Origin of the sequence: Streptomyces roseofulvus, assembly GCF_039534915.1 — a bacterium.
GTDB lineage: Bacteria > Actinomycetota > Actinomycetes > Streptomycetales > Streptomycetaceae > Streptomyces > Streptomyces roseofulvus.
The window spans coordinates 1,867,194-1,888,063 of record NZ_BAAAWE010000001.1 but is presented as its reverse complement, the minus strand read 5'-3'; the positions used below and the strand labels follow the sequence as shown (position 1 = coordinate 1,888,063).

The 20,870-nt window shown below is 74.7% G+C and carries 18 protein-coding genes; 11 read left to right on the top strand and 7 right to left on the bottom strand.

Annotation, left to right across the window (positions count from 1 at the left end):
* Positions 1–289: 289 nt before the first annotated feature.
* Positions 290–1,096: an SGNH/GDSL hydrolase family protein gene (locus ABFY03_RS08695; protein ID WP_319007947.1), complete on the top strand. Its 807-nt coding sequence runs from the start codon at positions 290–292 to the stop codon at positions 1,094–1,096.
* Here ABFY03_RS08695 and ABFY03_RS08690 read toward each other — a convergent pair.
* On the bottom strand, positions 1,080–2,099 hold the full coding sequence (locus ABFY03_RS08690) for a protein kinase domain-containing protein (protein WP_346169620.1): 1,020 nt from the start codon (positions 2,097–2,099) through the stop codon (positions 1,080–1,082). The genes ABFY03_RS08695 and ABFY03_RS08690 overlap by 17 nt on opposite strands.
* Positions 2,100–2,396: 297 nt before the next feature.
* On the opposite strand from ABFY03_RS08690, the gene ABFY03_RS08685 reads away from it, so the two are divergent.
* Positions 2,397–2,669, top strand: a complete 273-nt coding sequence (locus tag ABFY03_RS08685) for a hypothetical protein (RefSeq protein ID WP_319007949.1) — start codon at positions 2,397–2,399, stop codon at positions 2,667–2,669.
* Positions 2,670–2,980: 311 nt separating this feature from the next.
* Here the strand turns inward: ABFY03_RS08685 and ABFY03_RS08680 are convergent, their stop codons facing one another.
* The 3 genes from ABFY03_RS08680 to ABFY03_RS08670 form a co-directional block, all read right to left on the bottom strand.
* A complete protein-coding gene (locus ABFY03_RS08680) occupies positions 2,981–4,177 on the bottom strand; it encodes a CaiB/BaiF CoA transferase family protein (protein WP_319007950.1) in 1,197 nt (398 codons plus the stop codon).
* Positions 4,178–4,238: 61 nt separating this feature from the next.
* A complete protein-coding gene (locus ABFY03_RS08675) occupies positions 4,239–5,015 on the bottom strand; it encodes an ABC transporter permease (protein WP_346169619.1) in 777 nt (258 codons plus the stop codon).
* On the bottom strand, positions 5,012–5,950 hold the full coding sequence (locus tag ABFY03_RS08670) for an ATP-binding cassette domain-containing protein (protein WP_319007952.1): 939 nt from the start codon (positions 5,948–5,950) through the stop codon (positions 5,012–5,014). The genes ABFY03_RS08675 and ABFY03_RS08670 overlap by 4 nt, the downstream gene beginning before the upstream one ends.
* Positions 5,951–6,011: 61 nt before the next feature.
* Between ABFY03_RS08670 and ABFY03_RS08665 the strand changes: the two genes are divergently transcribed.
* The gene (locus ABFY03_RS08665; RefSeq protein WP_319007953.1) at positions 6,012–6,755 is read left to right on the top strand and encodes a TetR/AcrR family transcriptional regulator; all 744 of its coding nucleotides are present in this window, start codon (positions 6,012–6,014) and stop codon (positions 6,753–6,755) included.
* Here the strand turns inward: ABFY03_RS08665 and ABFY03_RS08660 are convergent.
* Genes ABFY03_RS08660 through hmgA form a run of 3 tightly spaced genes read right to left on the bottom strand, consistent with a single transcriptional unit; the run spans position 6,742 to position 10,101 of the window.
* Entirely contained in the window at positions 6,742–7,968 is a 1,227-nt protein-coding gene (locus tag ABFY03_RS08660) for a type ISP restriction/modification enzyme (RefSeq protein ID WP_386723697.1), read from the bottom strand. The two genes, ABFY03_RS08665 and ABFY03_RS08660, sit on opposite strands and share 14 nt — an antisense overlap.
* Positions 7,969–7,992: 24 nt before the next feature.
* Positions 7,993–8,742, bottom strand: a complete 750-nt coding sequence (locus ABFY03_RS08655) for a GntR family transcriptional regulator (protein ID WP_346169618.1) — start codon at positions 8,740–8,742, stop codon at positions 7,993–7,995.
* A gap of 45 nt (positions 8,743–8,787) precedes the next feature.
* On the bottom strand, positions 8,788–10,101 hold the full coding sequence (gene hmgA / locus ABFY03_RS08650; RefSeq protein WP_319007955.1) for a homogentisate 1,2-dioxygenase: 1,314 nt from the start codon (positions 10,099–10,101) through the stop codon (positions 8,788–8,790).
* A gap of 166 nt (positions 10,102–10,267) precedes the next feature.
* Here hmgA and ABFY03_RS08645 point away from each other — a divergent pair, with 166 nt between their 5' ends.
* From ABFY03_RS08645 to ABFY03_RS08610, 8 genes are all read left to right on the top strand, one after another.
* On the top strand, positions 10,268–12,367 hold the full coding sequence (locus ABFY03_RS08645) for a right-handed parallel beta-helix repeat-containing protein (protein WP_346169617.1): 2,100 nt from the start codon (positions 10,268–10,270) through the stop codon (positions 12,365–12,367).
* Positions 12,364–13,395 (top strand): cupredoxin domain-containing protein, encoded by a 1,032-nt coding sequence (locus tag ABFY03_RS08640; protein ID WP_346169616.1) that lies wholly within the window; start codon positions 12,364–12,366, stop codon positions 13,393–13,395. Before ABFY03_RS08645 ends, ABFY03_RS08640 begins: the two co-directional genes overlap by 4 nt.
* Complete coding sequence (locus tag ABFY03_RS08635) at positions 13,392–14,675, top strand: hypothetical protein (RefSeq protein ID WP_346169615.1); 1,284 nt, start codon at positions 13,392–13,394, stop codon at positions 14,673–14,675. The genes ABFY03_RS08640 and ABFY03_RS08635 overlap by 4 nt, the downstream gene beginning before the upstream one ends.
* Positions 14,676–14,694: 19 nt before the next feature.
* The gene (locus ABFY03_RS08630) at positions 14,695–15,342 is read left to right on the top strand and encodes a TetR/AcrR family transcriptional regulator (RefSeq protein WP_319007959.1); all 648 of its coding nucleotides are present in this window, start codon (positions 14,695–14,697) and stop codon (positions 15,340–15,342) included.
* 107 nt (positions 15,343–15,449) lie between these two features.
* Positions 15,450–17,666, top strand: coding sequence for a molybdopterin oxidoreductase family protein (locus ABFY03_RS08625; RefSeq protein WP_319007960.1), 2,217 nt, complete (start codon positions 15,450–15,452; stop codon positions 17,664–17,666).
* 118 nt (positions 17,667–17,784) lie between these two features.
* Positions 17,785–19,236, top strand: a complete 1,452-nt coding sequence (locus ABFY03_RS08620; RefSeq protein WP_346169614.1) for a CitMHS family transporter — start codon at positions 17,785–17,787, stop codon at positions 19,234–19,236.
* Positions 19,237–19,361: 125 nt separating this feature from the next.
* Positions 19,362–19,979, top strand: a complete 618-nt coding sequence (locus tag ABFY03_RS08615; RefSeq protein WP_346169613.1) for a hypothetical protein — start codon at positions 19,362–19,364, stop codon at positions 19,977–19,979.
* Complete coding sequence (locus tag ABFY03_RS08610) at positions 19,966–20,772, top strand: class F sortase (protein WP_346169612.1); 807 nt, start codon at positions 19,966–19,968, stop codon at positions 20,770–20,772. Before ABFY03_RS08615 ends, ABFY03_RS08610 begins: the two co-directional genes overlap by 14 nt.
* Positions 20,773–20,870 lie beyond the last annotated feature (98 nt).

The following is a 20,870-nucleotide window of genomic DNA, read 5'->3' as shown; positions in this document are numbered from 1 at the left end:
ATCCGTGGCCGGAAGCGCTGTCTTCTCGATCGGATTTGATCAATCCGTTTTCCTGGTGGGAAGGGTGGGGATCCGTCGCACTCCTGGGCAGCGGCGTGCGGCTGTGTGGTGATCCCCTGCGACCCGGAAGCGGGACAGGAACGTCCGATTCCTCAGATGGCCGAAAACCGCCGCCTTCTGAGGTGGCCTCAGCGGCGTCGGCGGAACGACTTTTGACATGAACACTTCCGGAGCGGCGGATCCGATGCTACTTCCTGGTAGCGCAGAGATCCTGCTCCAGGGAGGTTCCATGAAACTGTCGCGATTCGCGGCCTTCGCGTCCTCGCTCCTGCTCGGTTCCGTCCTCGCCCTGACCGGGGCGGGGGCCGCGCAGGCCGCAGAGAGCGCCGCACTCGACTACGTGGCCCTCGGCGACTCGTACTCCTCCGGCGTCGGTGCCGGCAGCTACGACAGCGCCAGCGGCGACTGCAAGCGCTCCACCAAGGCGTACCCGCGCCTCTGGGCCAACGCCAACGCCCCCTCCTCCTTCGCCTTCACCGCCTGCTCGGGCGCCGTCACCACCGACGTCACCACCAAGCAGCTCGCCCCGCTCTCCTCCGCGACCGACCTCGTCTCGCTCACCGTCGGCGGCAACGACGCCGGCTTCGCCGACGTCATGACGACCTGTGTGCTCCAGTCCGAGAGCACCTGTGTCAACCGGGTGAACCAGGCCAAGGCGTACGTGGACTCCACCCTGCCCGCCCGCCTCGACGCGACCTACAACGCCATCCGCGCCAAGGCCCCGGCCGCCCGCGTCGTCGTCCTCGGCTACCCGCGCTTCTACCAGCTGAACGGCGGCTGCGTCGCCGGCCTCAGCGAGACGGAGCGCGCCGCCATCAACGGCGCCTCCGACCACCTCAACGCCGCCCTCGCCAAGCGCGCCGCCGACCACGGCTTCGCCTTCGCCAGTGTCGTCCCCGCCTTCACCGGTCACGAGATCTGCTCGTCCTCCAGTTGGCTGCACAGCGTCAACTGGCTGAACATCGGCGAGTCCTACCACCCGACGGCCAACGGCCAGTCCGGCGGCTACCTGCCCACCTTCAGGAACGCGGCGTAGCGGCGGGTACCCCGTCCTCCGCACCCGTACCCGCGGCGCCGGGAACGGCAGGAGCGGTGCTCGACGCCCCGCCCCCGCCCGGACCGGCGCCCGGACCCCGGTCCCTGACGGCCTGCCAGGCCAGCGCGGCCACGATGACCAGCAGCCCGGCGATCCCGGCCGCGATCACCGCCCGCCTGCCGGGGCCCCGCCGCCGCGCACCGGCACCCCCGCGCTCCTCCGTACGCGCCCCGCGCACACCACCCGGCCCGTCGTGCTCCCGATCCTCCGGGTGCTCCGCTCCGCGCTCCGGCTCCCGGCCGGCCCGCACGTCGCCGCGCGGCCCTTCCCCGGCCCCGGCCACCCGCTCCAGCTCGCGCACGGCCCCGGCGCGCACCCCCGCGTCCCGGTCCGCGAGCCCCGCGGCCACCGCCGCCAGCGGCCCCGAGCGACGATCGGCGACCATCCCGCCGAGCAGCGCGCCCAGCGACCGCAGGTCCTCCTCGGGGCCGGGCGGCGGGGCGTCCGGCGCGGCGTCCGGAGCCGCCGAGGTCCCGGTGGCCACGCCCGTCACCACCACCCGCCCGTCGTTGGCCAGCAGCACCCGGTCCGGGCCCGGTTCGCGATAGGGGACACCGGCCGCCCGCGCCGCCCGCAGCGCCGCGAGCACGCCGAGCGCGACCCGCGCCGCCTCCCGGTCCGCCAGCGGCCCGCCGGCCTCCAGGGTCTCCGCCAGCGTCAGCCCGCGGACCAGCTCCATCACGATCCACGGCCGGCCGTGCTCCACGGCCACGTCGTACACCTCGGCCACGCCCGGGCCCGAGATCGCCCGCGCGGCCCGCGCCTCGCGCTCCACGCGCGCGTACAGCAGCCGCTCCGCCGCCTCCGGCGTCCCCGGCGGGGCGTGCACCTCCTTGACGGCCACCTCGCGGCCGAGCGTCTCGTCCCGGGCGCGCCAGACGATCCCCGCCGCGCCCTCCGCGAGGGCGTCCAGCAGCCGGTAACGGCCCGCGATCAGCGTCATGAGCCCACGGTAGCCGCGCCCCCGCCGGGTGGCGACCCACTCGAACGGCCCCCGGTGGCGTAGATCACACAACACGCCGGGGTCGCGGCCGGGCCGCCGGGGTGCAGGATGGTTCATGACGGTTCGGCAGGTGTTCGAACCCTGTCCAACTCGCCCTGGAATCAGATGGATTCGGAGAGTGACCGTCAACCCCCGTACGAGTGCAGTGAATCCCGTCGGCGGGATACACGCGTGTCACTGTGGGGCGATAGGGTTAACCTGCCCGGGCCGGGTGCCCTCGTACGGGTGGGGAGTGACATGGAACAGATAACGATGCGCAGCAGGCCGCGTGTGCCTGCCATCACCTGCGGGAGCAGCGCGACCAGTTCGCGTCTCGACCGCCATCTCGCGGTGCTCGGCGGTCCCGCCGTGCCCCAGCGCGAGGTGGCCGAGGCGACCCTGCTCATGCGGGAACTGACGACGCGTCGCCACGAGGCGCCGGCCCAGAGCCCGCACGTCGGCCGGACGCGGGTGTCGCTCTTCGCTCCGCTCCGCCGTCTGCGCCGCACCCTCTTCGGCGCCCACCACTAGGCCGTCTCTTCCGGATCATGCCGGGCTCGCGACGCCTGGCACGCACCCTCGCGGCGTTGTCGTCGGTCGCCGACGCGCCGCGTCGACTCCCTCCTCCGCCTTGCGAGCGCACGCACCAGACGCCGCTCCCCGATCCGGCCTGATCCGAAAGAAACGACCTAGCCGCCCGCGCGCCAGGGCACCCGGAGCCGCGTCCCCGACAGGCCCCGCCCGCCCCGGTCCGCAGCCCGCATCCACCCGCACGCCGAGAGCGCCGGACGCGTCCCCGCCCGTCCGGCGCTTCGTCGTACCCCCGCGGGGCCCGCTCCCGGTCAGGCGATCACCCCGGCCGCCCGCAGCTCCCTCACCTCCGCCGCCGGCACGCCCAGGCCCGCGAGGACCGTGTCCGTGTGCTCGCCGAGGGCCGGGACGCGGCCCATCGGCGCCTCCGGGGCGTCCGGGAAGCCGATCGGCGGCAGCAGCGACGGCAGGGGGCCGACGGGCGAGTCCACCGGGCGCCAGCGGTCCCGGGCGGCCAGCTGCGGGTGGCGTACCAGCTCCGCCACCGTGTTGAGCCGCGCGCAGGCGATGCCGGCCGCGTCCAGGCGCCGTACCGCCTCCTCCGCCGGCAGTGCCGCGAGCGCGGCCCCGACCGCGGCGTCGGTCGCCGCCCGCCCGGCGACCCGGGCCGCGTTGGTGGCGAAGGCCGGATCGCCGGCGAGTTCCGGCCGTTCCAGCACCCGTTCGGCGAGCCGCCGCCACTCGCGGTCGTTCTGCACCGAGAGCAGCACCAGGCCGCCGTCCGCCGTCGGATAGGCGTCGTAGGGCGCGATCACCGCATGCGCGAGCCCCGTGCGCGCCGGTGCCGTACCTCCGTGCGCCCCGTGGTGCAGCGGATGCCCCATCCACTCCGCGAGCGCGTCGAAGAGCGAGACCTCCACGGGCCCGCCGAGTCCGGTCGTGCCGCGCCGGACGAGGGCGGCGAGGACGCCCGCGTAGGCGTACATCCCGGCCGCGATGTCGGCCGCCGGGATGCCCGACTTGACGGGCTGTCCGGGGGTGCCGGTGACCGAGACCAGCCCGGTCTCGCACTGCACGAGCATGTCGTACGCCCTCCGGTGGGCGTACGGGCCGTCCGGTCCGTACCCGGAGACGTCCACGGCGACCAGCCGCGGGTGCGCGGCGCAGAGGGTGGCCGCGTCGAGGCCCAGCCGGGCCGCCGCACCGTGCGCGAGGTTCTGCACGAAGACGTCGGCGTCCGCCACCAGCCGCCCCACCAGCTCCCGGCCGCGCGGTTCCTTCAGGTCGACGGCGACCGACTCCTTGCCGCGGTTGCACCAGACGAAGTGCGAGGCCAGACCGCGGGCCGCGGTGTCGTAGCCGCGGGCGAAGTCGCCGCCGTCGGGGCGTTCGACCTTGACCACCCGGGCGCCGAGGTCGGCGAGCTGTCTCGTGGCGAAGGGCGCGGCGACGGCCTGCTCGACGGAGACGACCGTGATCCCGTCCAGGGGGAGTGGCTGAGTGCTCATGCCCGCCTGCCTACCGCGCCCGGCCGGGCCCTGTCATCAGGAGCCGGCTCACACCGCCGGCTCAGCGGCGCCCGTACCGGCGGACGGCGAGCGGCGCGAGGACCGCGATCAGGCCGAGCGACCACAGCAGCGAGCCGGCGACCGGGTGGGCCACCGGCCAGGCGGCGCCGTCCGGCACGGGGGCGTTGCCGAAGAGCGCGCGCACGGCGGTGGTGACGGCGGAGATCGGGTTCCACTCGGCGACCGTGCGCAGCCAGCCCGGCATGCCGTCGGTCGGGATGTACGCGTTCGAGAGCAGCGGCAGCATGAAGGCGGCGCTGCCGAGCTGGCCGGCCGCCTCCTCGCTCTCGGAGGCGAGGCCGAGCAGGATCCCCGCCCAGGTCGTCGCGAAGCGGAAGAGCAGCAGCAGCCCGAAGGCGCCCAGTGCCGCCGGCGCGCCTCCCTCGATACGCCAGCCCATGGCGAGCCCCACCAGCACCAGCGGGACCGTGCCGGCGGCGCAGACGATCAGGTCGGCGACGGCCTGCCCGAGCGGCACGGCGGCGCGCCCGACCGGGAGGGTCAGGAACCGGTCCGTGACGCCCCGGTGGGTGTCCTGGGCGGCCTGGAACATGCCGGTCATCAGCCCGCCGGCGGCGGTCGCGACGAGCAGGCCGGGGACGAGGAAGGAGCGGTACGCGGCGCCGGGCATGGCGAGGGCGCCGCCGAGGACGTACCCGAAGAAGAGCAGGAAGACGACCGGCATCGTCTGGGTCATCACGGTGAGGGCGGGGGCGTGCCGGATCCGCCGGAGGTTGCGGCCGACCAGGGCGGCGCCTTCGAGGGCGAGGGCGTTCACGCGGCGGTCTCCTTCCGTCCGGTGAGGCGCAGGAACACCTCGTCGAGGGTGGGCGGACGCAGCGAGGCGTCGACGATGCGGATCCCGGCCGCGTCGATCTCGCGGACCAGCCGGGGGAGGGTGAGGGCGGGGTCGGTGGTGACCGCGCCGACCGTGCGGCGCTCGGCGTCCAGGTCCGGCGCCGAGCCGGTCAGCCGGTCCAGGACCGCCGCGGCGGGCTCCAGCGGCCCGGTCCCGGCGAGGACGACCTCGGCCCGGCTTCCGACGAGCGCCTTCAGCTCGGCCGGGGTGCCGCGGTGGGCGGCCCGGCCCTCCTCGATCAGCACGATGTCGTCGGCGAGCCGGTCGGCCTCCTCCAGGTACTGGGTGGTGAGCAGCACGGTGGTGCCCTGCGCCGCGAGCCCCCGGACGGTGTCCCAGACGGCGCCCCGGCTGCGCGGGTCGAGACCGGTGGTCGGCTCGTCGAGGAAGAGGACCGAGGGGCGGGCCAGCAGGCTCGCCGCGAGGTCGAGGCGGCGCCGCATGCCGCCGGAGTAGGTGCGGGCGAGCCGGTCGCCGGCCGCGTCGAGCCCGAACTCCTCCAGGAGTTCGTCGGCGCGGGCGCGCGGGAGCCGCAGGAGCCGGGCGAAGAGGCGCAGGTTCTCCGCGCCGGTGAGGTCGCCGTCGACGGAGGCGTACTGGCCGGTGACGCCGATCCGCCGGCGCACCCCCGCCGGGTCGCGGACCAGGTCGTGCCCGGCGACGCGGGCGCTTCCGGCATCGGGGGCGAGGAGCGTGGTGAGGATCCGGACGGCGGTGGTCTTGCCGGCGCCGTTGGGCCCGAGGAGGCCGCAGACCGTGCCCTCGGGGACGGCGAGATCGAGCCCGCGCAGGGCGTGCACCTCGCCGTACCGCTTCTCCAGGCCCTCACTAAGTACAGCGTACGTAGTTGTCATGCGGAGACCGTACCGCACTACGTACGGTGTACGTAACTACGATGGGGAGCGAGGTGATGAGATGGCGGGCCGAGCGGCCGAACCCGAAGTGATCTGGGCGCGCCCCGAGCGCGCGGGCCGCGGCCCCAAACCCGCCTTCAGCAGGCAGGACGTGGTCGACGCCGCCGTCCGCATCGCCGACGCCGACGGCATCGACGCGGTCTCCATGCGGCGGATCGCCGCCGACCTCGGCTGCGGCACGATGTCGCTCTACAACTACGTCCCCCGCAAGGAGGACCTGTACGAGCTGATGGTCGACGCCGCGAGCGCCGAGTACGTCTTCCCGGAACGGCCCAGCGGCGACTGGCGGGCCGACATGACCGAGCTGGCCCGCCAGACCCGCGCGATCATGTACCGCCACCCCTGGCTCACCCGGGTCATGACCACCGCCTACGGCTTCAGCCCGAACGCGCTGCGCTATCTGGAGTGGTGCCTCGGCTGCCTCGCCCCGCTCGACGTGCCCGCCGGCCTCAAGATGCAGCTCATCGCGATGGTCAACGGCACCGTGATGGCGACCGTGCGGAACGAGCAGGCCATCGCCGAACGCGCCCGCGGCCTGCCCTGGTCCGAGGAGGAGGAACAGGCCGTGCGCGGCGCCTACCTGATGGGCCAGGTGGCGACCGGACGGTACCCGCACCTCGCCGCGCTGCTCGCGGAGCCCGCCGCCCCCGTCGACGCGGACGAGATCTTCGCGATGACCATCGCGCGGCTGCTCGACTCCTTCGCGACGGCCGGGCCCGCCGACGGGACCGTCACACCAGCGTGAACTGGCCCTCCGGGCCCTCCTCCTGATGGTCCAGGACCGAGGCCGGGCGGCGCGCCCGCTCGGGGACCGGCAGCACGCCCGCCGCCCGCAGCGCCGCCCGGCCCGGGCCGCCGGCCGCCGTGAACGGGGCGCGCTCCGCCTCCCGTTCACCGAGCAGCGCGAGCACCGTGATCAGGTCGAGCAGCTCGGAGGTCCACTCCTGCGGCCAGGCCGCCGGGCCGATCGCCTCCAGCGAGCCCGGGTCGGCCGGCGCGGTCCGGCGGGCGAACCACCGCTCCAGGACCCGCACCCCGCCGGTCCGGTACTCCCAGGCCACCGCCGGCACCGGGGAGATCCGGCCCCCGCCGACGCTCAGCACCTCGTCGACGGGGTCGTACGCCAGTGCCTCGGGGCGCGCCGGGACCGCCGCCCGCACATAGGGCCGGCGCCCGCCGGGCAGCCGCGGCCGCGTCCCGCTCAGCGCGCCCCGCAGCTGGACGTCGAGCAGCTCCCGCCCGAGCGCCACCCCCGCCGCCCACACCTCCGGGTCCGCCGGCAGCGGCACCCGGCACCCGGCGGGGGAGGGGACCGCGGCCGCGACGACCCAGGCGAGCCACCGGACCGGCTCCACCGCCCCGTACCGCTCCCGCAGGAAGCCGGCCAGACCGGGCGCCAGATTCGGCTCCGCGCCGCCCGGACGCCGGAAGAGCGGCCGGATCCGCCCCGGCCGGCCCGCCGGTGACCGCCCCTCCGGCAGCGCGCCGGTCACCACCAGCGGCGGCCCGGCCGCCCCCGGCACGTACCCCTGCTCCACCGCGAAGAGCTGCGGACCTCCCGCCACCCGCCACAGCTCGGGGCGGGCGGTGTCGATCAGCCGGTGGTCGGGCAGCAGCCACTCCTCGTCGAACGGCCCGGACAGCACCCGGACCGGCTCCGGACAGGGCCCGGTCTCGCGGGCGAACCGCCCGGTCCCGGTCCGCTGCCCCGGCAGCGCCGCCACCGCCGTACCCGTCGTCCGCGCCCGGCTCGGCCGGAACAACGCCTCCCGCTCCGCCCCCTCCGCCGCCACCAGCCGGTCCCACCGCCCGCGCAGCGTACGCACGTCGGGCGCCACGATCCACGCCCGCCCGAACCGCAGCGGCGCCACCGACCACGGCATCAGCTCGTCGAGCAGGGGCACGTCGTCACCCACCGCGGCCCCCTGCCACCCCGAACCCTCTGTCACGCCCGGCATGCTAACGAGCGCGGAGCGCAGGCGTCAGTGCGCCTCGACCGTCACCGTGAAGGAGAAGCGGTCGCCGCGGTAGCGGATGCGGGCGACGTCGACGACGCGGCCGCCGTCGTCGTAGGTGACGCCGGTGTAGTGGAGGATCGGGGAGAGCAGCGGGACCTGGAGGAGCTCCGCCGTCTCCGGGTCGGCCAGGCGCGCCTCGACCGTGTCGGTGATCCGGCTGATCCGTACCCCGACGACGTCCCGGAGCACCTTCGTCATCGGCCAGCGCTCCAGGTCCGCCGGGTCGATGGCGGCGGCGAACTCCGGCCGGACCGCGTTCTCCGCCCAGTTCGTCGGCTCGCCGCTCTCGCCGTCGCGGCGCAGCCGGCGGTAGGTGGCGACCTCGGCCAGGTCGGGGAAGTGCTCGGCGAGTTCGCCGGGCACCGGCTCCGGGCCGTGGCCGAGGACCGTGGTCCGCTCGCCGGACTGCTGGGCCACGATCGCGTCGATCGAGCCGAGCAGCCGGCGCGGGGTGGAGCGCCGGGCGCCCGGCTCGATGAAGGTGCCGCGCCGCCGGTGCCGGCTGATCAGCCCCTCCTCCTCCAGCTCCTTGAGCGCCTGCCGCATGGTCAGCACGCTGACGCCGTAGTGCGCGGCGAGCTGCTCCTCGGTGGGCAGCCGCAGCGAGGCGTCGGGCGTGCGGCCCAGTATGGAGGCGCGCAGGGACTGCGAGACCTGGTACCACAGCGGGAGCTTGCGGTTCAGGACCAGCGAGTCGGGAGCGAAGGCGGTCACGGCGTTCTCCGTACGACGACGGGGTGGGGCGGCTGAGGCAGGACTCTACGGCCGGAAATGACGCTCCAGACCCTGCCACACGTCGTCGTAACCCCGCTGCAGGTGGTCGGCGCCGGCCGCCTGCGCGGTCGCCGTCACCGGCCAGCGGGTCTCGAACATGAAGGCCAGGCCGTCGTCGATCTTCTGCGGCTTCAGCTCGGCCGCGCTCGCCTTGTCGAAGGTCTCCCGGTCGGGGCCGTGCGCGGACATCATGTTGTGCAGTGAGCCGCCGCCGGGCACGAAGCCCTCCGCCTTGGCGTCGTACGCGCCCTCGATCAGGCCCATGTACTCGCTCATCACGTTCCGGTGGAAGTACGGCGGCCGGAAGGTGTCCTCGCCGACCAGCCAGCGCGGGGCGAAGACGACGAAGTCGACGCCGGCCAGGCCGGGGGTGTCGGAAGGCGAGGTGAGGACGGTGAAGATGGACGGGTCGGGGTGGTCGTACGAGATCGTCCCGATGACGTTGAAGCGGCGCAGGTCGTAGACGTACGGGGTGTGGTTGCCGTGCCAGGCGACGACGTCGAGCGGCGAGTGGCCGTACGTCGCCGTCCAGAGGTTGCCGCAGAACTTGTTGACCACCTCGACCGGGCCCTCGACGTCCTCGTAGGCGGCGACGGGGGCACGGAAGTCCCGCGCGTTCGCGAGGCCGTTGGCGCCGATCGGGCCGAGGTCGGGGAGCTGGAACGGGGCGCCGTAGTTCTCGCACACGTAGCCGCGCGCGGTCTCGTCCAGCAGCTCGACGCGGAAGCGGACCCCGCGGGGGATCAGTGCCACCTCGCCGGGGCGGGCGGCGAGCAGACCCAGCTCGGTGCGGAGCAGGAGGCCGCCGCGCTCGGGGACGATCAGCAGCTCGCCGTCCGAGTTCCCGAAGACCCGCTCCATGGGGGCGTTGGCGTGGTAGAGGTGCACGGCCATGCCGGTCCGCTGCGTCGCGTCGCCGTTGCCGCCGAGGGTCCACAGGCCGGCCAGCCAGTCGGTGCCCGGCGCCGGTTCGGGCAGCGGGTTCCAGCGCAGCCGGTTGGGGTCGGCGACGGTCTCGGCGAAGGGCGCCGTGCGGACGGCGCCGTTGTCCGTCCGGACGAACGGCGGGTGGGCCGCCGACGGACGGATCCGGTAGAGCCACGAGCGCCGGTTGTGCGCCCGCGGCTCGGTGAACGCGCTGCCGCTGAGCTGTTCGGCGTAGAGCCCGAGCGGGGCGCGCTGCGGCGAGTTGCGGCCCTCCGGCAGGGCGCCGGGGAGCGCCTCCGAGCCGTGCTCGTTGCCGAATCCGGTGCTGTACGTGAGCGCCTCGGCCGTCTTCCTGGCCTGCTCGGTCGTCATCGCCCGCTCCTGTCCTGCGCTGGTCCTGAAAGGATTCCTATGGATGACCGTAGGATTCCGCGCCGCTCCCGTCAACGGGGCGGCCCGACGAGCTCGCGCGGCCCGGTCTCGATCCCTCCCCGCACGGTGGGGTCAAAAAGATGAACAATGCTCTACTCTCGCCGCCATGTCGTGGACCAGAAGGCTCGTCTCCGTGCTCTCGGTCGTGCTCGCGGTGCTCGCCGCGGCCCTGTTCACCGCCCCCGGCGCCCAGGCGCACGAGGAGCGGCCCGTCACCTTCCCCGACGGCTCCGGCAGCGTGCCGGAACTCCGCACGGGCGAGCCGGACCTCCTCGTCTGCAAGACGGACCGGGCCGACTTCGACCGCCGGATCGCCGCCTTCCCGGCCGCCCTCAAGGCCCGCAACCTGGAGCTCTTCGCCCGCTGCGGTCGCTCCGGCTTCCGCCACCTCCAGCAGGCCGTCGACGCCGTCGACCGGCCCGGCATGACCATCGCGATCCTGCCCGGCCTGTACGAGGAGGAGCCCTCGCTGCCCGCGCCCACCGGCGCCTGCGCCTCCCTGGACGCCCCGACCTCCTCGTTCGGCTACCAGATCCTGTCCTACGAGCAGCAGGCGCGCTGCCCGCACAACCAGAACCTCGTCGCCGTCCTCGGCAAGCGGGACCTCCAGATCGAGGGCACCGGCGCCTCCCGCCTCGACGTCGTCATCGACGCCAAGTACGCCAAGCTCAACGCGATCCGCGCCGACCGCTCCGACGGCGTCTACTTCCGCAACTTCACCGCCCAGCGCACCACCTTCAACTCGCTGTACGTCCTCGCCGCCGACGGCTTCGTCATCGACGACGTCCTGACCCGCTGGAACGACGAGTACGGCTTCCTCACCTTCGCCTCCGACCACGGCCTGTACAAGAACTGCGAGTCCTACGGCAACGGCGACTCAGGCATCTACCCCGGCTCGGCCTCGAACATCAACGACGGGCGCGGCTACGACGTCCCCCGCTACTCCATCGAGATCACCGGCTGCCGCAGCCACCACAACATGGTCGGCTACTCCGGCACCGCCGGGGACTCCGTCTGGGTCCACGACAACGAGTTCGACCACAACATGGGCGGCGCCTCGATGGACTCCGCCTTCCCCGGCCACCCCGGACTCCCGCAGAACCACGCGAAGTTCGAGCGGAACGTGATCCACGACAACAACGAGGACTACTACCGCCACGTCGCCGACGGCACCTGCGCCAAGCCGCCCGCCGAACGCGGCTACGAGAACGGCGTCGTCTGCCCCCAGATCTCCATGCCGCCCGGCTCCGGCATCATCACCGCCGGCGGCAACTGGAACCTGTACGAGGACAACTGGATCTACGGCCACGAACGCACCGCCTTCTACCTCAACGCCGTCCCCGCCTTCATCCGCGGCGAGTCCGCCTGGTCCAAGCAGACCGACACCTCCCACCACAACCGCTACGCGAACAACCGCCTCGGCACCGACAAGGCCGGCAACTCCCGCCCCAACCGCACCGACGTCTGGTGGGACGGCCAGGGCAGCGCGAACTGCTGGCAGTCCGACACCGGCGCCTCCAGCCCCCGCACCCTGCCGACCTGCGGCGCCGCCCGCGGCGAGGTCTCCGGCGCCACCGCCCGCCTCGCCGGCGAACCCGTCAAGCTCGCCCAGCTCCTCGTCTGCGCCGACTACAACGTCCAGGCCCGCCGCCTCCCCGCCGGCTGCGACTGGTACGGCGCCCGCGGCCTGGAGCGCGTCGAGACCCAGATCGCCCTCGCCGCCGCCCTCCTCCTCGCCCTCGTCGGCACCGCCCTCTGGTGGCGCCGCCTGCGCGGCCGCCGCCTCGCCGCCGCGGCCCTCCTCACCGGCCTCGCCGGCCTCGCCCTGGACGTCGCCGGCTCCACCCTCACCCTCGCCCCCACCCACGTCCCCGCCCTCGCCCTCCTCCTCACCGGCGCCTGGTGGACGGTCACCGGCCTCCTGCTGCGCCCCACCCGCCCCGTCTTCGCGTGGACCACGGTCGTCCTCGGCCTGCTCACCCTCCTCGACGCCTTCGACAAGGCCGTCCTGATGATCCCCGGCATCCCCCTCAGCCCCGCCTGGCTCCGCCTCCTCCTCGGCGTCGTCTGGGTCCTGTGGGCCGTCATCGCCGCCGGCACCCGCCCCACACCCCCGCCCACCACCCCCGAACCCCCGGCCCCGGAACCCGCAGCGCCCGCGAAGCCCGCGGCACCCGCCGCACCCGCGGAAGAGACCACGGCATGACCCGCCCCGACCACCCCCGGTCCGCCCCCGCCCCCCGGTCCTCCACCCCCCGGTCCGTCCCCGCCCCCCGGTCCTCCACCCCCCGGTCCGTCCCCGCCCCCCGACCCGCCTCCGCCCCCCGGTCCACGCCCGACCGCGTCCCCGCTTCCCGCTCCGTGTCCCGCCGCGCGCGGGCCCGTCTCCGTACGGCCCCGCTCACGGCGGCCGCGGTCGCCGCCGCCCTGCTCCTGGCCGCCGGCTGCGGCGGCCGCCCCACCACCCACCACAAGCCCGGCACCGGCCACGAGCAGGCCACCGGCACCGTCGGCACCCTGCTCGCGGCGCGCGACGAGTCCGGCCACCGCCTCCGCGAACTCCCCGCCGCCGACGCGCCCGCCGTCCGCGCCGAGGCCCGCCCGGACACCGAGGGCGGCTGGAACGTCCACCTCACCGTGGAGAGGTTCCGCTTCACCCCCGAGTCCACCGGCGGCGCCGCCCTCGCCGGCCGGGGCCACGCCCGTGTCCTCGCCGACGGGCGCGAGACCACCCGCGCCTACGGCCCCTGGTTCCACCTCCCGCCCGGCGCCCGCACCCTCACCGTCCGGCTCCACGCCGACGACCACACCGTCTGGGCCGTCTCCGGCCGGCCCGTCCAGGCCACCCTCTCCCTCACCTCCGGCCCGTCCCCGACCTCCACCCCTTCCCCCACCCCGCCCACCGGCCCCACCCCCACCCGAATCCCCACCCGAATCCCCACTCGAACCCCTGCCCCGCCCCCCACGCCCGCCGGCCGCACCCTCGACATCCGCGTCACCGGCACGACCGTCACCCCCGCGCCCTCCCGGGTCGAGGTGCGGAAGGGGGAGCGGATCACCCTCCGCGTCACCTCCGACCGGGCCGACACCGTCCACGTCCACGGCTACGACCGCGAGGCGGTCCTCGCCCCCGGCGCCCCGGCCACGCTGGACCTCACCGCCGACCGCACCGGTCTCTTCGAGGTGGAGACCCACGAGTCCGGACTCGTGCTCACCCAACTGGTGGTCCGGTGACCGTCGTCCCGCCCCCTCCTCTCCCGCTCGCCCATGGCGTCGGCGCCCAGCACGACCTGCCCCTCTCTCCCTTCTACGCCTACGCCGGCGCCTTCACCGCGCTCCTGGTCTCCTTCCTGGGCCTCGCCCTGCTCTGGTCCGCCTCCCGCTTCCGCGGCGACCACGCCGGCCGCGCCCTGCCCGCCTCCCTCCAGCGCCTCGCCGACGCCCCGGCCACCCGCACCGCCCTCCGTACCCTCGGCGCCGCCCTCGCCCTGTTCTTCCTCGCCCACCTCCTCCTCGGCCCCGACGACCCCGACCGCAACCCCGCCCCCGGCGCCCTCTACGTCCTCCTCTGGGTCGGACTCGTGCCCGCCTCCCTCCTCCTCGGCCCCGTCTGGCGGCTCCTCAACCCGCTGCGCGCCCTCCTCTCACTCCGCCCGGCCGCGCACCCCCGCCCGATCCCCGCCGCCGTCGGCATCCGTCCCGCCGCGGCAGGGCTCCTCCTCTTCGCCTGGCTGGAACTCGTCGCCCCCGACAACACCTCCCGCGCCGTCCTCCTCACCGCCCTCGCCGTCCATCTCGCCGTCCAGCTCCTCGGCGCCGCCCGCCACGGCGCGGCCTGGTTCGCCCACGCCGACCCCTTCGAGGTCTACTCCTCCCTCCTCGCCCGGCTCTCCCCGCTCGGCCGCCGCGCCGACGGCCGGCTCGTGCTCCGCTCTCCCTTCGACGGGCTCGACTCCACCCCCGAGACCCCCGGCCTCGTCGCCACCGTCTGCGTCCTCCTCGGCACCACCGCCTACGACGGCCTCTCCGACAACCCCCGCTGGATCACCGCCCTCCAGACCTCCTCCCTCGACCCCACCGTCCTCGCCACCCTCGGCCTCCTCGCCGCCGTCGCCCTCGCCGCCGCCTGCTACGCCCTCTGCGCCGGCGCTCTCCGTCTCCTGAACCGTGCCCTCACCACGCCCCTCACCTCCTTCGCGCACTCACTGCTGCCCATCGCCCTCGGCTATCTCACCGCCCACTACTTCTCACTCCTCGCGGTCGAAGGAACACGTACCGTCATGATGGCAGCGGGCACTGACAACGCCCCCTCGCCCGCTCCACCACTGGGCCCGGGGGGCCTCGCCCTCCTCCAGATCGCCGCGATCGTCACCGGCCACGTCCTCGGCGTCGTCGCCGCCCACGACCGGTCCGTCCGCCTCTTCCCGCCCGCCCGGGCCGTCGCCGGCCAACTCCCGCTGTTCGCGCTGATGATCGCGTACACCCTCGGTGGCATCGGACTGCTCATCGCCTGAAGAGGATCGGAGCGGCATCATGGACCCCGTGCCCCAGCCCCGCCCGTCGGGCCCGCCGCCCGCGCTCCGCCGCACCCCCGTCCAGCAGCGCAGCGCCGAGCGGCTCGCCCGCATCCTCGACGCCTGCGCCGGCCTCCTCGACGAGACCGGCTACGAACAGCTGAGCACCCGGGCCGTCGCCGTCCGCGCAGGCGTCCCGATCGGCTCCGTCTACCGCTTCTTCGGCAACAAGCGGGCCATGGTCGCCGCCCTCGCCCACCGCAACCTCGACCGGTACGCGGAGCTGATCGCCGCCCGCTTCGAGCGCACCCCCGTCCTCGACGCGCACTCCGCGATCGACGGCGTCCTCGACGAGTTCATCGCGATGAAGCGCAGCGTCCCCGGCTTCGCCCTCGTCGACTTCGGAGTCCCCGCCGCCGAGGAGCCCGGCGGAGCGGCCCCCGAGGACCCCAACGGCCTGGTCGCCGAGCGGATCTGCGGCCTGCTCGCCACCCACCTCGGCCGCGCCTCCGACGAGACGCTGCGCCGCAAGGTCCTCGTCGGCGTCGAGACCGCCGACACCCTCGTCCGCCTCGCCTTCCGTGCCGACCCCGACGGCGACGCCGCCCTCATCCACGAGACCCGCCAGCTCCTCCACGCCTATCTCGCCCCCTCCCTCTCCTCCTGACGGACCGAGCGGCGGCAGACCCGCCGGCGTCGCCCCCTCCCCGCCGTGCCTACCGGTCGGTATGCTCACGCCGAGCCGCCGCCCCGCCACCGCCCCCGGGAGACGTCATGACCACCGCCCCGCGCATCTGCCCGCTCTGCGAAGCAACCTGCGGACTCGTCCTGACCCTCGACGGCAGCCGGGTCACCGGCGCCCGCGGGGACCGCGACGACGTCTTCAGCCGAGGCTTCGTCTGCCCCAAGGGCGCCGCCTTCCCGCAGGTCGACACCGACCCCGACCGGCTGCGCACCCCGCTCGTCCGCGAGAACGGCAGCCTGCGCGAGGCGAGCTGGGAGGAGGCGTTCGACCTCATCGCGGCGAGAATCCGCCCCCTGATCGAGGATTACGGCCCCGACTCCCTGGGCATCGTCCTGGGCAACCCCAACGTCCACACGATGGCCGGAGCGCTCTACCCGCCGCTCCTCCTCCGCGCCACGGGCACGAGCAACCTCTTCACCGCCTCCACGCTCGACCAGATGCCCAAGCACGTCTCCAGCGGCCTCCTCTTCGGCGACCCCTTCGCCGTCCCCGTGCCCGACCTGGACCGCACCGACCACCTCCTGGTCATCGGCGCCAACCCGCTGGACTCCAACGGAAGTCTGTGCACCGCCCCCGACTTCCCGGGCCGACTCGCCGCGCTGCGCCGCCGCGGCGGCACACTCACCGTCGTCGACCCCCGTCGCACCCGCACCGCCCGCCTCGCCGACCGCCACCTCGCCCCCCGGCCCGGCACCGACGCCCTCCTCCTCGCCGCCCTCGTCCACACCCTCTTCGCCGAGGACCTCGCCGACCCCGGCCCGCTCGCCGACCGCACCGAGGGCATCGACCAGGTCCGGGACGCCGTACGGGAGTTCACCCCCGAGGCCGTCGCCCCCGTCTGCGAACTCGACCCCGGCACGATCCGTGCCGTCGCCCGGGAACTCGCCGCCGCGCCCACCGCCGCCGTCTACGGGCGGATGGGCAGCTCCACCGTGGCCCACGGCACCCTCGCCAACTGGCTCGTCGACGTCCTCAACGTCCTCACCGGCAACCTGGACCGGCCCGGCGGCGCCCTCTTCCCCCGCTCCGCCACCACGCCCGCGCCCCGCCCGGCCGGGCCCGGCCGCGGCTTCCTCCTCGGCCGCCGCCGCAGCCGCGTCTCCGGACACCCCGAGGTCAAGGGGGAGTTCCCGCTCGCCGCGCTTGCCGAGGAGATCGACACCCCGGGGGAGGGCCGCATCCGGGCGGTGATCACCATCGCCGCCAACCCCGTCCTCTCCGCCCCGGACGGACTCCGGCTCGACGCCGCCCTCGACACCCTCGACCTGATGGTCTGTGTCGACCCCTACCTCAACGAGACCACCCGCCACGCCGACGTGCTGCTGCCCCCGCCGCCGCCCTCCCAGAGCGCCCACTTCGACTTCGCCTTCAACGCGTTCGCCGTCCGCGACCAGGTCCGCTACACCCCCGCCGCCGTGCCCCTGGAGCCCGGGCGGATGGACGAGTGCGAGATCCATGCCCGGCTGGTCCTGGCGGCCTCCGGCATGCACGGGGCGCCGCCGTCCGCCGTCGACGACCTCGCCGTCGACACCGCCCTCGCCCGGGCCGTCACCCAGCCGCACTCACCCGCGTACGGCGCCGACCCCAAGGAGTTCGCCGCCGGGCTCACCGGCGACAGCGGCGCCGAGCGGCGGCTCGACCTGATGCTGCGGCTGGGCCCGTACGGCCTCACCCTCGACGAGCTCAAGGCCCACCCGCACGGCATCGACCTCGGCCCGCTCAAGCCCCGCCTGGACGAGGTCCTGCGGACCCGCAGCGGCCGGATCGAACTCCTCCCCGAGCCGATCGCCGCCGACCTGCCCCGGCTGCGGGCCGCCCTCGCCGTCGTACCCGAGCCGGGGACGCTCCAGCTGGTGGGCCGCCGCCATCTGCGCTCCAACAACAGCTGGCTGCACAACACCCCGGCCCTCACGGGAGGTTCGAACCGCTGCACCCTCCAGGTGCACCCGGACGACGCCGGCCGGCTGCGGCTCGCCGACGGCGCCCCCGCCCGGATCAAGGGCGCGGGCGGCGAGCTGACGGCGGAGATCGAGGTCACCGACGCGGTACGGCCCGGGGTCGTCAGCCTCCCGCACGGCTGGGGCCACGACCGCCCCGGCACCCGCCTCTCCGTGGCCGCCGCCCGCCCCGGCGTCAACGTCAACCAGCTCCTCGACGGCACCCTCCTCGACCCGCTCTCCGGCACCGCCGTCCTCAACGGCTTCCCCGTCGAGGTCACCCCGCTCGAACCGGCACCCCTCCTGTGACCTGGGGTTTTGCTCGTATTGCTCACGCGCCGACCCCTTGTTGAGGCCGGAAGGGGGCACCTACGGTCATCCGGACCGCCGCTCGGCGGCTGTTCAACGGTGAACGTGAGGTGCCTCCATGCTGACCGTCCTCGGCTTCGCCATGATCGCGACCTTCCTGGTCCTGATCATGCTGAAGAAGATGTCGCCGATCGCGGCGCTCGTCCTGATCCCCGCCCTGTTCTGCGTCGCCGTCGGGCAGGGCGCGCAGCTCGGCGACTACGTCATCGACGGCGTGAGCAAGCTGGCTCCCACCGCGGCGATGCTGATGTTCGCGATCGTCTACTTCGGCGTCATGATCGACGTCGGTCTCTTCGACCCGATCGTCCGGGCCATCCTGCGCTTCTGCAAGGCCGACCCGGTCCGCGTGGTCGTCGGCACGGCGGTGCTCGCGGCGATCGTCTCCCTCGACGGGGACGGCTCCACCACCTTCATGATCACGGTTTCGGCGATGTACCCGCTCTACAAGCGGCTCGGCATGAGCCTCGTCGTCCTCACCGGCGTGGCGGCCACGGCCAACGGCGTGATGAACACCCTGCCCTGGGGCGGTCCCACCGCCCGCGCCGCGACCGCGCTCAAGCTCGACGCCGGCGACATCTTCGTCCCGATGATCCCGGCCCTCGCGGTCGGCCTGGTCTTCGTGATCGCCCTCGCGTACGTCCTCGGCCGCCGCGAGCGGAAGCGGATCGGCTACCTCACCCTCGACCAGGCCCTCGCCACCGAGACCGACGGCGAGACCGTCCTGGTCGGCGCCGGCGGGGGAGCGGACGAGGCGACGGGCCGGGGCGCGGGCCGGCCGGCGAAGCGGGCGGGCGGCGCGGCCGGCGGCTCCGGCCCCGCCGCCCCGGGCGGCTCCGGTGCGCCGGACCAGGACCCGGCCGTCCCCGGCTTCCAGGGCCTCGACCCGCACCGCGCCACCCTCCGGCCCCGGCTGTACTGGTTCAACGCCGCCCTCACGGTCGCCCTGCTCACGGCGATGATCCTGGAGCTGCTGCCGATCCCGGTCCTCTTCCTCCTCGGCGCCGCGCTCGCGCTCACCGTGAACTACCCGCGCCCCGCCGAGCAGAAGGAGCGCCTGGCCGCCCACGCGGAGAACGTCCTCAACGTCGCCGGCATGGTCTTCGCCGCCGCCGTCTTCACCGGCGTCCTCACGGGCACCGGCATGGTCAAGCACATGGCCGACTGGCTGGTCGGCGCCATCCCGGACGCGATGGGCCCGCACATGGCGCTCGTGACCGGTCTGCTGAGCCTGCCGCTCACCTACTTCATGTCGAACGACGGCTTCTACTTCGGCGTCCTCCCCGTGCTCGCCGAGGCCGGTGCCGCGCACGGCGTCTCGCCGCTGGAGATCGCCCGCGCCTCGCTGGTCGGCCAGGCCCTGCACATGTCGAGCCCGCTGGTCCCGGCCGTGTACGTGCTGGTCGGCATGGCGAAGGTGGAGTTCGGCGACCACACCCGGTTCACCGTGAAGTGGGCGGCGCTCACCTCGCTGGTCGTCCTCGCGGCGGCGATCCTCTTCGGCATCGTCTGACGGCCTGGGCCGGACGGGGGACCGGCCGCGGGGCTTGCGCATGTCGCGACCGTGCGTGTCCCTCTCGTGACAGATAGTCGGATTATCGGTTGAAATGTCCGACGACAGTTCACGGAGGAACACGCATGCGTGCTCGCACCGCCCGCCCCCTCGCCGCCGCGTCCGGTCTCGCCCTGGCCGGTCTCGCCCTCCTCGGCGCCGGCCAGCCCGCCTACGCCGCTCCCGGCGACAACGGCGACGTGAAGATCCACAAGAGGTCCACCCCGGCGAACGACCAGCGCAACGACCCCAAGGTCTGCAAGTTCTACCTCGCCGCCTTCAACTTCGACGAGGACCAGGAGATCACCTGGAAGATCGAGCCCCAGCCAGCCAAGCCCGGCGGCGCCTCCCTGAGCGGCGGCTTCACGCTTCCGACCGGCACCGGCCGCACCGCCGACGACTACAGCCTGCCCGACGGCATGTACAAGCTCACCTGGAACTTCGCCGGCGAGCAGGGCGCCGGCAAGCACAAGGTCTTCCAGGTCGACTGCGACAACGGCAACGGCAACGGCAACGGCGGGCACGGGCACCACAAGCCCCCGCACGGCCCGGTCGGCGCAGGCGGCGGCGGCAGTGCCGAGATCGCGGCCGACGAGGACGCCTCCGCCTTCGGGGTCGGCGCGGCCGTCACCGCCGGCCTCGCGGGCACCGTCGGCCTGGTGCTGATCCGCCGTTCGCGCCGCCGCAACGATGGCGCGGCGTAAGGCCCGCCTCACGCGCCGGCAGCGACGCCTCCTCCGGCTCACCAGGACCGTGGCGCTGGCCACGGTCCTGGTGACCGGGGGCGTGTGGTGGACCGCGGACGGGGACCCCGCCGACCGGCAGCCCGTCGCCGGGGCCGACGCCAAGCCCGACGCCGGGGCGTCGGCCGCGGCGCCCGCCGCCGGCGCCCCGGCCGGCACCGACCGCGCGGAGGCGGCCCGGAGCCGGACGGGCGCGGCCGCGAAGGCCGCCGGGGCGACGTCGAGCCGGTCCGGCGCCACCGCCCGGGCCGAGGTCCGCGAGAAGCCGCCCGCACCTCCCGCCCCGCTCGGCCGCTCCCGGCCCACCCTCGTCGCCGTGCCCGCGATCACCATCGAGGCGCCCACCCTCGACCTCGGCCTCGACCGCGAGGGACGGCTGGGGGTGCCGCCGGTCGACGACCCGCAGAAGGTCGGCTGGTACGCCCGCGGCCCCGCGCCCGGCGAGCGCGGCACGGCCGTGCTGGTCGGCCACCGCGACACCCTGACCGGACCGGCCGTCTTCCTCGACCTCGACTCGCTCGGCCCCGGCAACACCGTCCGGGTCGCCCGCGCCGACGGGCGGGTCGCCGTCTTCACCGTGGACAAGGTGCGCACGTACCCGAAGTCCGCCTTCCCCGACAAGGAGGTGTACGGCTCCACCTCCCGGCCCGAGCTGCGCCTGCTGACCTGCGGCGGGGCATACGACCGGGGCTCCGGTTACGACGCCAACATCGTCGTCTTCGCCCACCTCACCGGTGTCGACAAGACGATCTGAACCGCACGGACGGCACCGGCCCCGTGTCGGGTACCGTCGCCCCGGCGGGGTCGGCCGGCCCCGGCGCGGGGTCGTTCCGCGTCCGTCCGTCCGGTCCG

Excerpts from the sequence above, each read along its gene's own strand:
- ABFY03_RS08695 (WP_319007947.1), top strand. The coding sequence starts at position 290 with ATGAAACTGTCGCGATTCGCGGCCTTCGCGTCCTCGCTCCTGCTCGGT.
- ABFY03_RS08690 (WP_346169620.1), bottom strand. The coding sequence starts at position 2,099 with ATGACGCTGATCGCGGGCCGTTACCGGCTGCTGGACGCCCTCGCGGAG.
- ABFY03_RS08685 (WP_319007949.1), top strand. The coding sequence starts at position 2,397 with ATGGAACAGATAACGATGCGCAGCAGGCCGCGTGTGCCTGCCATCACC.
- ABFY03_RS08680 (WP_319007950.1), bottom strand. The coding sequence starts at position 4,177 with ATGAGCACTCAGCCACTCCCCCTGGACGGGATCACGGTCGTCTCCGTC.
- ABFY03_RS08670 (WP_319007952.1), bottom strand. The coding sequence starts at position 5,950 with ATGACAACTACGTACGCTGTACTTAGTGAGGGCCTGGAGAAGCGGTAC.
- ABFY03_RS08665 (WP_319007953.1), top strand. The coding sequence starts at position 6,012 with ATGGCGGGCCGAGCGGCCGAACCCGAAGTGATCTGGGCGCGCCCCGAG.
- ABFY03_RS08660 (WP_386723697.1), bottom strand. The coding sequence starts at position 7,968 with ATGCCGGGCGTGACAGAGGGTTCGGGGTGGCAGGGGGCCGCGGTGGGT.
- hmgA (WP_319007955.1), bottom strand. The coding sequence starts at position 10,101 with ATGACGACCGAGCAGGCCAGGAAGACGGCCGAGGCGCTCACGTACAGC.
- ABFY03_RS08645 (WP_346169617.1), top strand. The coding sequence starts at position 10,268 with ATGTCGTGGACCAGAAGGCTCGTCTCCGTGCTCTCGGTCGTGCTCGCG.
- ABFY03_RS08640 (WP_346169616.1), top strand. The coding sequence starts at position 12,364 with ATGACCCGCCCCGACCACCCCCGGTCCGCCCCCGCCCCCCGGTCCTCC.
- ABFY03_RS08630 (WP_319007959.1), top strand. The coding sequence starts at position 14,695 with ATGGACCCCGTGCCCCAGCCCCGCCCGTCGGGCCCGCCGCCCGCGCTC.
- ABFY03_RS08625 (WP_319007960.1), top strand. The coding sequence starts at position 15,450 with ATGACCACCGCCCCGCGCATCTGCCCGCTCTGCGAAGCAACCTGCGGA.
- ABFY03_RS08620 (WP_346169614.1), top strand. The coding sequence starts at position 17,785 with ATGCTGACCGTCCTCGGCTTCGCCATGATCGCGACCTTCCTGGTCCTG.
- ABFY03_RS08615 (WP_346169613.1), top strand. The coding sequence starts at position 19,362 with ATGCGTGCTCGCACCGCCCGCCCCCTCGCCGCCGCGTCCGGTCTCGCC.
- ABFY03_RS08610 (WP_346169612.1), top strand. The coding sequence starts at position 19,966 with ATGGCGCGGCGTAAGGCCCGCCTCACGCGCCGGCAGCGACGCCTCCTC.